This is a genomic window from uncultured Paracoccus sp., assembly GCF_937873615.1.
GTDB lineage: Bacteria > Pseudomonadota > Alphaproteobacteria > Rhodobacterales > Rhodobacteraceae > Paracoccus.
On sequence record NZ_CALMYP010000035.1, the window covers coordinates 67,798 to 79,408 of the forward strand.

The 11,611-nt window shown below is 64.1% G+C and carries 13 protein-coding genes; 7 read left to right on the forward strand and 6 right to left on the reverse strand.

The window, feature by feature from the left end:
- Window positions 1-2: 2 nt before the first annotated feature.
- Window positions 3-1,130 (reverse strand): ubiquinol oxidase subunit II, encoded by a 1,128-nt coding sequence (gene cyoA / locus Q0330_RS09905; RefSeq protein WP_299478078.1) that lies wholly within the window; start codon window positions 1,128-1,130, stop codon window positions 3-5.
- A 211-nt stretch (window positions 1,131-1,341) separates the two neighbouring features.
- Here cyoA and Q0330_RS09910 point away from each other — a divergent pair, with 211 nt between their 5' ends.
- Window positions 1,342-2,661, forward strand: coding sequence for an MFS transporter (locus Q0330_RS09910; RefSeq protein ID WP_299478081.1), 1,320 nt, complete (start codon window positions 1,342-1,344; stop codon window positions 2,659-2,661).
- 10 nt (window positions 2,662-2,671) lie between these two features.
- Here Q0330_RS09910 and Q0330_RS09915 read toward each other — a convergent pair whose 3' ends face one another.
- The 5 genes from Q0330_RS09915 to Q0330_RS09935 all read right to left on the reverse strand — a co-directional run bounded on the left by Q0330_RS09915 (window position 2,672) and on the right by Q0330_RS09935 (window position 7,179).
- Window positions 2,672-3,373: an ABC transporter ATP-binding protein gene (locus Q0330_RS09915; protein WP_299478084.1), complete on the reverse strand. Its 702-nt coding sequence runs from the start codon at window positions 3,371-3,373 to the stop codon at window positions 2,672-2,674.
- On the reverse strand, window positions 3,366-4,148 hold the full coding sequence (locus Q0330_RS09920; RefSeq protein ID WP_299478087.1) for an ABC transporter ATP-binding protein: 783 nt from the start codon (window positions 4,146-4,148) through the stop codon (window positions 3,366-3,368). Before Q0330_RS09920 ends, Q0330_RS09915 begins: the two co-directional genes overlap by 8 nt.
- Complete coding sequence (locus Q0330_RS09925) at window positions 4,145-5,101, reverse strand: branched-chain amino acid ABC transporter permease (RefSeq protein ID WP_299478091.1); 957 nt, start codon at window positions 5,099-5,101, stop codon at window positions 4,145-4,147. Before Q0330_RS09925 ends, Q0330_RS09920 begins: the two co-directional genes overlap by 4 nt.
- A complete protein-coding gene (locus Q0330_RS09930; protein ID WP_299478094.1) occupies window positions 5,101-5,973 on the reverse strand; it encodes a branched-chain amino acid ABC transporter permease in 873 nt (290 codons plus the stop codon). Before Q0330_RS09930 ends, Q0330_RS09925 begins: the two co-directional genes overlap by 1 nt.
- A gap of 69 nt (window positions 5,974-6,042) precedes the next feature.
- Window positions 6,043-7,179 carry an ABC transporter substrate-binding protein gene (locus Q0330_RS09935; protein WP_299478097.1) on the reverse strand — a complete coding sequence of 379 codons (1,137 nt, stop codon included), beginning with the start codon at window positions 7,177-7,179 and terminating at the stop codon, window positions 6,043-6,045.
- Window positions 7,180-7,412: 233 nt separating this feature from the next.
- Between Q0330_RS09935 and paaG the strand changes: the two genes are divergently transcribed.
- From paaG to Q0330_RS09965, 6 genes are all read left to right on the forward strand, one after another.
- The gene (paaG, locus tag Q0330_RS09940) at window positions 7,413-8,207 is read left to right on the forward strand and encodes a 2-(1,2-epoxy-1,2-dihydrophenyl)acetyl-CoA isomerase PaaG (RefSeq protein ID WP_299478100.1); all 795 of its coding nucleotides are present in this window, start codon (window positions 7,413-7,415) and stop codon (window positions 8,205-8,207) included.
- 14 nt (window positions 8,208-8,221) lie between these two features.
- On the forward strand, window positions 8,222-8,647 hold the full coding sequence (gene paaI, locus Q0330_RS09945; protein WP_299478124.1) for a hydroxyphenylacetyl-CoA thioesterase PaaI: 426 nt from the start codon (window positions 8,222-8,224) through the stop codon (window positions 8,645-8,647).
- Window positions 8,648-8,677: 30 nt separating this feature from the next.
- Window positions 8,678-9,994, forward strand: a complete 1,317-nt coding sequence (gene paaK / locus Q0330_RS09950) for a phenylacetate--CoA ligase PaaK (protein WP_299478103.1) — start codon at window positions 8,678-8,680, stop codon at window positions 9,992-9,994.
- Between the two features lie 87 nt (window positions 9,995-10,081).
- Window positions 10,082-10,678, forward strand: coding sequence for a TetR/AcrR family transcriptional regulator (locus Q0330_RS09955; protein ID WP_299478106.1), 597 nt, complete (start codon window positions 10,082-10,084; stop codon window positions 10,676-10,678).
- Between the two features lie 93 nt (window positions 10,679-10,771).
- Window positions 10,772-11,191 carry a TIGR01244 family sulfur transferase gene (locus tag Q0330_RS09960; RefSeq protein ID WP_299478109.1) on the forward strand — a complete coding sequence of 140 codons (420 nt, stop codon included), beginning with the start codon at window positions 10,772-10,774 and terminating at the stop codon, window positions 11,189-11,191.
- Window positions 11,192-11,198: 7 nt separating this feature from the next.
- Window positions 11,199-11,492, forward strand: a complete 294-nt coding sequence (locus Q0330_RS09965) for an RNA-binding S4 domain-containing protein (protein WP_299478112.1) — start codon at window positions 11,199-11,201, stop codon at window positions 11,490-11,492.
- The last annotated feature ends 119 nt before the right edge of the window (window positions 11,493-11,611 follow it).

The window sequence follows — 11,611 nt, forward strand, 5'->3', positions numbered from 1 at the left end:
TCTCAGTTCGTCGTCAAAGCGGCCGGTGCGGCTTCGGCCGAGACCCGGACCGCGCCGCCTTCGCCCCAGTGGAGTTCGTCCGCAGCCGTCTTCCCTGCCGGTTCGGGCGGGATACAAAGATCGGACATGAGATTGGCGGCCAGCGTCATGTCGATCCCATTGGCGGCAGAGAATGCGGCGACCATGGCGGCGGTGGGCGCACCGAAATCGACCGCCGCATGGCCCATGCGGGCGCTGTGCTCGGCGGTCATCATCGCATCCATGCAGATCTGATTAGGCTCGACGCAGCGATTGAGAATGTCGTGATAAAGTGCCTCGTCGGCGAGCGCATAAAAAGCCGCCGGCTCGTTTTCGCTGGGTTTCAGCAATTCGCGAAAGGCATCGCGGTCCAGAACCTGGCCGGAATTGCGCGCCTTTTCGATCCAGGCGTCGAAATCGGCCTGCGAATACCCGTGAAACGGGAAATGCATTCCCGAAAAGCCCGCGCCGCTGTAATGCGACGACATGCCTTTATAGTCGCCCGCCTCGTTAATAACCGCATGAAGCTGGGTCTGCATTCCGGGCATGGTATAGATCATGCCGGCAAGCGTCGGGACATAGAAGGCATTCATCACCTCGGTCGAGGTCAGTTCGAAGCGGATCGGCCGGTCCAGCGGCGCGGCCAGATCGTTGACCGTGGCGATGCCGTATTCCGGGTAGATGAACAGCCATTTCCAGTCCATCGACACGACCTGCACGACCAGGGGCGCGGCCCCTTCGCTGACGCCGCGCGTCTCGCTGTCGAGGGGGCGATAGGGGTCCAGCTTATGGGTGCTGACCCAGGTCAGCGCGCCGAGCCAGATGATGATGACCAAAGGTGCTGCCCAGATCAGCAGTTCCAGTTGAACGGAATGGTGGAAGCTTGGGTCATATTCGGCCTCGGCCTGCTTGCTGCCGGCGCGATAGCGAATTGCGAACCAGACAATGGCGACCATCACGGGAAGGATGATGACCAGAATCAGCGCGGTGGTTATTCCCAGCACGTCGCGGGTTTTGGCAGCGACATCGCCGCCGGGGGCAAGAACCTCCGAGCCGCAACCGGCCAATGTCAAAAGCAGGAAAGCCGGGACGATTTGACGTAAATTCGGCATCTGAAAACCCACAGCCTACGATCACAACTGACGAGATACAGGAATGCCCCACCAGCCGGATATCCGGTTGAATAATCGAGTCCTGATGACAGGAAAGCAAAGGAATGGTCGATTGTCCATGAATCATCGCGCTTGACATGATATTAAATCGGTAGCCTCCTTAAAGGCGTGCGCGCGCCCCAAAACCCGTCAGGCGAATGAGGTTTTACTCATGAATACTGCAACGGAAACGATCCCGACCAAGCAATCCGGACAGCTTTATCTCAGCGATATTGCCATTGGTGTGATCATCGGTCGCACCTCGGAGTTTTTCGATTTCTTCGTCTTTGCCATCGCGGCGGTGCTGGTCTTTCCGCAATATGTCTTCAGCTATGCCTCGCCGGTCGAAGGCGTGCTTTATGCCTTCCTGGTGCTGGCGCTCGGTTTTGTCGCCCGCCCGGTCGGCACTTTCATCTTCACCGAGATCGACCGCCGCTGGGGGCGCGGCACCAAGCTGACCTCGGCGCTGTTCCTTCTGGGCATCTCCACCGTCGCCATCGCCTTCCTGCCCAGCTTCGACGAGGAAGGCTGGCTGACCGTGGCCAGCCTGTGCCTGTTCCGCATGGGGCAGGGCGCGGCGCTTGGCGGGGCCTGGGACGGGATGTCCTCGCTTCTGGCCATGAACGCACCCGAGGGCAAGAAGGGCCGCTATGCGGTGCTGCCCCAGATCGGCGCGCCGCTCGGGCTGATTCTGGCCAGCGGGCTGTTCATCTTCCTGCGCACGCAACTGTCAGCGGACGAATTCCTCAGCTTCGGCTGGCGCTATCCCTTCTTCGTCGCCTTCGCCATCAATGTGGTGGCCCTGTTCGCGCGGCTGCGCATGGCGGTCAGCGAAGAGTTCGAGACGCTCTATTCCGACGCCCATCTGCGCCCGCGAATCAATCCGCAACTGCTGCGAGAGGAGGGGCGCAACATCATCGCCGGTGCCTTCGTGCCGCTGGCCTCGCTGGCGCTGTTCCATATGGTCACGGTCTTTCCGATGGCCTGGACCTATCTGCACACGCCACAGAACATTACCGGCTTTCTGATCATCGAGATCGTGGGCGCGATCATCGGGCTTGGCTTCATCGTCGCCTCGGGCTTCATCGCCGACCGGATCGGTCGCCGGACGCTGTTGCGCAACTGTGCCATCGGCATCGCCATCTATGCAGTCATTTCGCCGGTATTGCTCAGCCTCGGGCTGTCGGGAGAGGCGCTTTATGTCTTTATCGGCTTCGCGCTTCTGGGTCTGTCTTTCGGGCAATCCTCGGGCGTGGTCGCGTCCGGCTTCTCGGCGAAGAACCGCTATACGGCGTCCAACCTGACATCCGATCTGGCCTGGATGTTCGGTGCCGGATTCGCGCCCTTCGTGGCGCTTTACCTGACCGAAAGCCTGGGCCTGTGGTCGGCGGGCGCCTATCTGCTGTCCGGCGCGCTCTGCACGCTGGCGGCGCTGACGCTGTTCCGGCGCACGCAAGAGGAGGAGGCCAGCGACGCGCCTTCCCGGCGATAGGCAGCCCCGCTCAGATCCCCAGATAGGACTCACGGATGCGTGGATCGGCGATCAGCGCCTCGGCCGGGCCGTCCAGCGTGATCTGTCCGGTTTCCATGACATAGCCCCGGTCGGCGATCTTCAGCGCCCCGAAGGCATTCTGTTCGACCAGCAGAACGGTCACGTTCAGCGCCTTCAGCCCGGACACCACATCGAAGATCTGCTGCACCAGGATCGGCGCGAGGCCCATCGAGGGCTCGTCCAGCAAAAGGCAGCTTGGCCGGCCCATCAGCGCGCGGGCGATGGCCAGCATCTGCTGCTGCCCGCCCGAGAGGCCGCCGGCGGCCAGGTTGCGCTTCTCGCGCAGGATCGGGAACATCTGGAAGGCGTCTTCCATGTCCTTGCCGACCCGGTCGTCCGTGAACAGGAAGGCACCGAGGCGCAGGTTTTCCTCGACCGTCAGATTGGTGAAGATCTGCCGGCCCTCGGGCGACTGGGTGATGCCGCGCCGGATGCGGCGGAAGGCGGGGACGGCGGTGATGGTCTCGCCCCGGAAGGTGATCTCGCCGCCCGAGACCGGCTGCGTGCCGGAAATGCAGCGCAGAAGCGTGGTCTTGCCGGCGCCGTTCGCACCGACCACGGTGACGATCTCGCCCGATTGTACGTTCAGCCCGATCCCGTGCAGCACCTCGATGCGGCCATAGCGGGAACGCAACTCGCGGATCTCAAGCATCGGTTTCCTCCCCGGCCTCGGCACCCAGATAGGCGGCGATCACCTTCGGGTCCCTGCTGACCGTGGCCGGATCGCCCTCGGCGATCTTTTCGCCATGATCCAGCACGACGATATGGCTGGAAATCCGCATCACCATCTTCATGTCATGTTCCACCAGCAGGATGGCCACGCCCGAAGCCGCGACCTCGGCGATCATATGGTCGATCTCCTCGGTCTCGACGGCATTGCAGCCGGCGGCGGGTTCATCCAGCAGCAGCACCTTCGGATCCAGTGCCAGCGCCCGGGCGATTTCCAGCCGCTTGAGCCGGCCATAGGAGAGGTTGCCGGCATCGGTCTCGGCGGCGCGTTCGAGGCCGACGCGTTCCAGCAGGCGCATGGCGCCCTCGCGCGCTGTCCGGGCGCGGGCGCGAGAGGCGGGCAGGCGCAGAAGATCGGCCATAAGGCTGCCGGATTCGGTCAGGTGAAAACCGGCGATGGCGTTTTCCAGCACGGTCATGTTCTGGAAGATCTGAAGGTTCTGGAAGGTCCGCGACATGCCGCGCCGGGCCAGCAGGTCGGGGCGCATGGCGGTCACATCCTCGCCGTTCAGCATCACCCGCCCGGCACCGGGCCGATAGACGCCCGAGATCATGTTGAAGAGCGTGGTCTTGCCGGCACCGTTCGGGCCGATCACCGACAGGATCTCTCCCGGCTTCACCGCGAAGCTGACATCATGGACCGCGCGCAACCCCCCGAAGGAGATGCCCAGACCCTCGACCGACAGAAGCGCGCTCATTCGTCTTTCCCCCGGATGCGCCGCATGATCGAGGGCAGAAGCCCGTCGGGCATGAAGATCATCACCAGCATCATGATCAGGCCCAGCAGAAGCTGTTCGTATTCGGCGAAGGCGGTCAGCACCTGCGGCAGCAGGGTCAGGATCGCGGCCCCGAAGATCGCGCCAAGGACCGAGCCCGCGCCGCCCAGCACCGTCATCGTCACCCATTCGATGGAATGCATGTAGCCCGAGACATCCGGGGTCACGAATTCGTTCTGCAGCGCCACCATCGAACCCGCGACCGAGGCATAGACCGCCGAGATCACGAAGGCCTGCAACTTGTATCTTGCCACATCGACGCCGACCGTGCGGGCGGCGACCTCGGAGCCGTGGACGGCGCGCAGGGCGCGGCCGGTCGGGCTGTCCTGCAGGTTCATCGCCAGCCAGACGCCCGCAACCATCACGATGGCGCAAAGCCAGTACCAGAATTCCGAGTTCTTCATGTTGATGCCCAGCGATTTCGCCAGATCGCGCAGCCCGGAATCGGCGACATTCATCCCGTCCGGCCCGCCGGTCAGCCAGGTCTCGTTGGTCAGCACCATATAGACGAGGATCCCGAAGCCGAGCGTCGCCACCGCCAGGTAATAGCCCTTGAGCCGCAGGATCGGACGCCCGACCAACCAGGCCAGCAGGGCGGAAATGACTGCGCCGAAGACCGCCGCCAGCACCGGCGGAATGCCCCAATGCACCGGCATCAGCGCGCAGGAATAGGCGCCGATCCCGGCAAAGCCTGCGTGGCCGAGGCTGATCTGGCCGGCATAGCCGATCAGGATCACCATGCCCGTGACCGCCAGCCCGTTGATGAAGATCAGCGCGCCGACGCGGTAATAGAAGCTTGACGGAAAGAAGACCGGCGCCAGCAGGATCAGCGGGATCAGCACCAGTAGCGTGGCGGATTTATGGCTTGGCCGCATCACACGCGCTCCGTCTGCTTGGCGCCGAAAAGACCCTGCGGCATGATGAAGAGAACCAGCAGGATGACGATGAAGGCGGCCGCGTCCTTGTATTGCGAGGACAGGTATCCGGCGGTCATCGCCTCGATCACGCCCAGCAGAAGCCCGCCCGCCAATGCGCCCTTGGGATTGCCCATCCCGCCCAGCATGGCGGCGGCAAAGCCCTTCAGCGCCAGCGCGATGCCGACATCATAGGAAGTGTTGGTGATCGGCGTGATCAGCACCCCCGCGAGCGCCCCGATCCCGGCGGACAGCGCGAAGGAGAGCGTCATCACCCAGTTGGTGTTGATGCCGACAAGTTGCGCCGCCAGCCGGTTGTTCGATGTCGCCAGCACCGCCTTGCCGGTCAGGGTCCTGGTGAAGAAAAGGTAAAGCCCGATGAAGATGGCGATGCCGCCGGCAAAGACCCAGAGCGATTGCGGCAGGATCGTCGCGCCGCCGATGCGGAAGGGGGTGTCGCCCGAGAAGGACGGAAAGCGGTGGATCTGCTTGCCGAAGAGCACCTGCGCCCCGCCACGCAGAAAGATCGAGGCGCCGATGGTGATGATGATGAGCGACACGACCGGTGCACCGCGCGCAGGCTCAATGGCCAGCTTGTTCAGCGCCACGCCGACGCCCGCCGTGACCAGCACCGCGATCAGCGCGGCCAGGGGCAGCGGCAGGCCAGCGGCATAGGTGAAGACGGTCAGCATCCCGCCCAGCATGACGAATTCACCTTGCGCGAAATTCACCACGTCCGAGGCGTTGTAGATGATGGTGAAGCCAAGCGCGACAAGCGCATAGACCGCACCCACCGTCAGCCCGGAAAACAGGAATTGCAGCAGTTCCGACATGGGTTTCTCGTGGGCTCCTCGCCTGCGAAGGGGGCGCGGAAAGGGCTTTCCCGCGCCCGGATCGGTTCGTTACTGGACGATGGTCCACTCGCCGTTCTTGATCTCCAGCATCTCGAAAGCGTCGAGCGTCAGGCCGAGGTGATCCTCGGGTGAGTAATTCACCTCGCCTGCGGTGCCGACGAAGCCCTGCGTCTGCTCGATGGCGTCGCGGATGGCGGCGGGATCGGTGCTGCCGGCCTTCTCGATCGCGGCTTTCAGGATATAGAGCGCGTCATAGGCATGACCGCCGAAGGTCGAGACATCCTCGCCGGTTTCGGCCTCATAGGCATCGCGATAGCCCTGAACGACCGGCTTCTGCGGATTGTCGTCGGCAAGCTGATCGGCAACCAGCAGCGCGGCGGCGGGCAGGCGGACGCCTTCGGCGGCTTCCGCGCCGGACAGTTCGATATATTGCTTCGAGGCGACGCCGTGGGATTCGTAAAGCGGTGCCTCGATGGCCAGCTGGGTATGGTTGCGGGTCACCACCGCCGGGCCCTGACCCATGCCCGAGTTCAGGATCGCCTCGGCGCCCGAACCCTTGATGTTGGTCAGTTGCGGGGTCATGTCGGCATCCTGCGGGCCATAGACCTCATCGGCGACGATTTCCACGCCCGAGGCCTCGGCCACGCCCTTGCACTGTCCCTGCATCGACTTGCCGAACCCGTCCGAGCCGGAAATCATCCCGATCTTGGTGAAACCGCGCGCCTTCATGTCGGCGAAGATCTTCTCGCAGGCCATGCGGTCGGTATGCGGGGTCTTGAACACCCAGGGGTTCACCGGCTCGACGATCTCGACCGCGCCGGCCAGGCTGATGAAGGGGATCTCGGCATCCTCGAAGACCGGGATCATGGCCATGGTCGGGCCGGTGGTGGTGCCGCCGATCACGGCCACGACCTCGTCATCCTCGACCAGCCGGGTGGCGAAGGTCTTGGCCTTGTTGGCGTCGCCGCCATCGTCATAGATGATCAGGTTGATCTTCTCGCCATTGATGCCGCCGGCGGCGTTGATCTTCTCGACCTCCATCCGCAGGGTCTTGGCTTCCGGGTCGCCCAGGAAAGCGGCGGGGCCGGTTTCGGCCAGCGAGGCGCCGATATTGATATCGGCAAGCGCCGGGGTGGCCAGCATGGCGCAGGCGGCGGCGGTGGTCATCAGGCTGCGAATGGTCATTCAGCGATCCTCCCAGTTGCTGAACAGCGCCGAGCTTGGGGCGCGGGCGCATTATTGTATTTGCGATTCGGCAAAAGGCGGTCACACTGTTGCGTGACGGACCGATCCGCCTGCATTGGCACAGATTCGGACGGCGCCCCCTCCCTTCCTCATGAATATAATTGACTGACCGGTCGGTTTATGCAACATCTTTTTTCGACCCGAGAGGAACAGGACGGGCAGGAGGAATCGGCATGAGCGAAGAGGCGACCGTCCTTGAGGCGTTGGATGGGGGCGTGCTGCGGCTGACCCTGAACCGGCCCGACAAGCTGAACAGTTTCACGCCCGAGATGCATCTGGCGCTGCGCGCCGGGCTGAAGCGCGCGCATGAGGATGCCGGCGTCCGAGCGGTGCTGCTGACCGGGTCGGGCCGGGGCTTCTGCGCCGGGCAGGATCTGGGCGACCGCGATCCCAGGAAGGGCGGGCCGGCCCCGGATCTGGGGGCGACGCTCGACACCTATTACAACCCGAATCTGCGCATGATCCGGGGGCTGGAAAAGCCGGTGATCTGCGCCGTGAACGGGGTTGCGGCCGGGGCAGGGGCAAATATTGCCCTTGCCTGCGACATCGTGCTGGCGGCGCGCTCGGCCCGTTTCATTCAGGCCTTCTCGAAGATCGGGCTGATCCCGGATGCCGGCGGGTCCTGGTCCTTGCCGCGCATTCTGGGCGAACCCCGCGCCAAGGCGCTGGCGCTGCTGGCGGAACCGCTTTCCGCCGAACAGGCAGAAGGCTGGGGGATGATCTGGAAGGCCGTCGATGACGAGGCGCTGCAGGATGCGGCGATGGAGATCGCGCTGAAACTGGCCGCCGGCCCGACCGTCGGCCTTGGCCTGACCAAGCATCTGATCCAGCAGGCCGCCGATCACGATCTGGACGCGCATCTGGATGCGGAACGCGACGCGCAGCGACAGGCCGGACGGACGGCGGATTACGCCGAGGGCGTCACCGCCTTCCTCGAAAAGCGCCCGGCGGAGTTTTCCGGCACATGAAGCGCGCATCTGAGATGACCCCGCAGGAACTGGCCGAGGCCTCTGCCGCCGCCATGTGGGCCGAGGACCGCGCCAGCCAGCGCCTCGGCATGAAGATCGAACATATCGCGCCGGGCGAGGCGACGCTGTCGATGGCGATCACCGAGGCGATGACCAATGGTCACGAAAACGGCCATGGCGGCTATATCTTCACGCTCGCCGACAGCGCCTTTGCCTTTGCCTGCAACACCTATAACGCGGTGACCGTGGGCCAGCAGGCCAGCATCAACTATGTCGCCCCGGCCCGGCTGGGCGACCGGCTGACCGCCACCGCCCGCGAGGCTTCGCGCAGCGGGCGCAGCGGCGTCTATGACGTGAACATCACCAATCAGGACGGGCGTCCGGTCGCGCATTTCCGCGGCCTCTCGCGCGCCGTCAAGGGCAGCTATGTGCCCGAATAAGCCCGAACATGCCACGGAGGAGGCTGGATCATGGAAGACCTGACGCCCGATCGCAAATCGCTCGACCCGATCGAGATCGCCTCGCGCGACGAAATCGCTGCATTGCAGTTCCACCGCATGAAGCGGTCGCTGAAACACGCCTATGAGAATTCGCCCTTCTACCGCCAGCGTTTCGACGATCACGGTGTCCATCCCGAGGATCTGCACACGCTGGCCGACCTGTCGAAATTTCCCTTCACCTACAAGCAGGACCTGCGCGACAACTATCCCTTCGGCATGTTCGCCGTTCCTCGCGAACAGCTGGTGCGCATCCACGCCTCGTCTGGGACCACGGGTAAGCCGACCGTGGTGGGCTATACTCGGGGCGATATCGACAACTGGGCCAACCTGATCGCGCGCTCGATCAGGGCCTCGGGCGGGCGGCCGGGCGATGTCTGCCATGTGGCTTACGGCTATGGGCTGTTCACCGGCGGCCTCGGCGCCCATTACGGGGCCGAAAGGCTGGGCTGCACGGTGGTGCCGATCTCGGGCGGAATGACCGAACGCCAGGTGACGCTGATCGAGGATTTCAAGCCCCGCATCATCATGGTGACGCCGTCCTACATGCTGTCGATCCTGGACGAATTCCGCCGCCGCGGCATGGACCCGCGCGAAAGCTCGCTGAAGGTCGGCATCTTCGGGGCCGAGCCCTGGACCAACAAGATGCGTCAGGAAATCGAGCAGGTCTTCGACATGCATGCCGTCGATATCTACGGCCTTTCCGAAGTCATGGGCCCCGGCGTCGCCAATGAATGCGTGGAAACGAAGGACGGGCTGCATATCTGGGAAGACCATTTCTACCCCGAGATCATCGACCCCGAAACCGGCGAGGTCCTGCCCGATGGCGAGATGGGCGAGCTGGTCTTCACCACGCTGACCAAGGAAGGCCTGCCGATGGTGCGTTATCGCACCCGCGACCTGACCCGGCTTCTGCCCGGCACGGCGCGTTCGATGCGGCGGATGGAGAAGATCACCGGGCGCAGCGACGACATGATCATCCTGCGCGGCGTCAACGTCTTCCCGACCCAGATCGAGGAGCAGTTGCTGAAGGTCGCTGGCCTCGCCCCGCATTTCCAGATCGAGCTGAACACCGGGGCCAATCGCATGGACAACATGACCGTGCATTGCGAGATCCTGCCCGACCATGCCGACGCTTCGGCCCGCGACAAGGCGGCGAAGGAACTGGCCCATCACATCAAGTCGGTGGTCGGCGTGTCCTCGAAAGTGGTCGTCCACGATCCCGCCGGCGTCGCCCGTTCGGAAGGCAAGGCCAGGCGCGTCGTCGACAACCGCCCGAAAGAGCGGTGATTTATCGCGCCCTCGCCCGGTGACATTCCGGGCCGGGGGCGCTAAAGCAGCCGGCGGCGCCCCTTGCGCCGTTAATGAGGAGGGCAGATGGCCCGCACCCGTGCCAGTGATTTCGCCGAAAAGCAGCAGGACCTGCTGCGCAATGCCGCCGCCGTGATTGCCGAACAGGGCATGGACAAGGCCTCCATGTCGCAGATCGCCGAGCGGGCGGGCGTGTCGAAGGCGCTGCTCTATCATTACTACCCAGGCAAGGATGCACTGATCTTCGCCATCATCGAGACCCATCTGAGCGAGGTCGACGATGCCGTGGCCGCCGCCGACGACGCCTCGCTTGCCGACCGCGAGCGGCTGCGCAGGCTGATCGGCGCGGTTCTGGACGTTTATCGCGGGGCGGATAACGAACATGTCGTGCAGCTGAATGCCAAGCGCGCCCTGACCGAAGATCAGCAACAGACCCTCTCCGAGATCGAGCGCCGCATCGTGCGCCGTTTCTCGGTCGTCATCGACCGCATCAACCCCGACCTGCATCAGGGCCGGCCGCTGCTGATGCCGGTGACAATGTCACTGTTCGGGATGATGAACTGGGTCTATATGTGGTTCAAGGATGGCGGCCCGATCACGCGAGAGGATTACGCCGATATCGCCACGAGCCTGATCCTCGAAGGCGTCAAGGCGGTGCGCTGACAATCCCTGTCGCACAAAGGTGAGTTGCGCCCGCGCCCGGCTTGGGTCAAATGCTGTTCGATGGATAACGCGCCGAAGCGGCGGGAGAGACGGATGGATATCAGGAAGATCGACGACAGCATCTCGGTTGCGCCGCAGATCGAGGCCGGGGATCTGGCTTCGCTGGCAGAACTCGGGTTTCGCAGCGTGATCTGCAACCGACCCGATGGTGAAGCGCCGGATCAGACCGGCCAGCAAACCATCGCCGAGGCCACGGCGGCTGCGGGTCTGGAATTCCGCTTTCTGCCGCTCAGCCCAGGTCAGTTGACCCCGCAACTGGTCGGCGAATTCGGTGCCGCTTTGGCCGATATGCCCGGCCCGGTTCTGGCCTATTGCCGCTCGGGCACGCGCTCGGCGACGCTCTGGGCGCTCAGCCAGTCGGGCAAGCGCAGCCCGCAGGACATCCTGCGCATGGCGGCCGATGCCGGCTATGACCTTGGCGGCATTGCCGGCGCCCTTGCCCAGCCGGGCTGAGCCGGGGTTGGAGAGCGTCCGCCTCGACAAGTTCCTCTGGGCCGCGCGTTTCTTCAAGACCCGCGCCCTGTCCCAGCAGATGATCGAGGGCCGCAAGGTCCGCATCGACGGGCAACCCGTCAAACCCGCCCGCGCCATCCGTCCCGGCACGGTGATCGAGCTGCGTCAGGGCAGCACCCGGCGGCGCATCGAGGTTCTGGCCCTGTCGGAAAAGCGCGGTTCGGCCCCCGAGGCGCAGCTTCTCTATCGCGATCTCGACCCACCGGCCAAGGTGGGACTCTTTGAGGATGATGACGAATAGACGGGCAGTCGGCGGAAGGCATGGCGTCGATCGAGCGGCGGCTTGTCCGGTCATCACGGATGCGGCCTAGAGCATTTCGATTTTAACTTGATGCATATCCGGTGGCGGTGAAGTAGTTT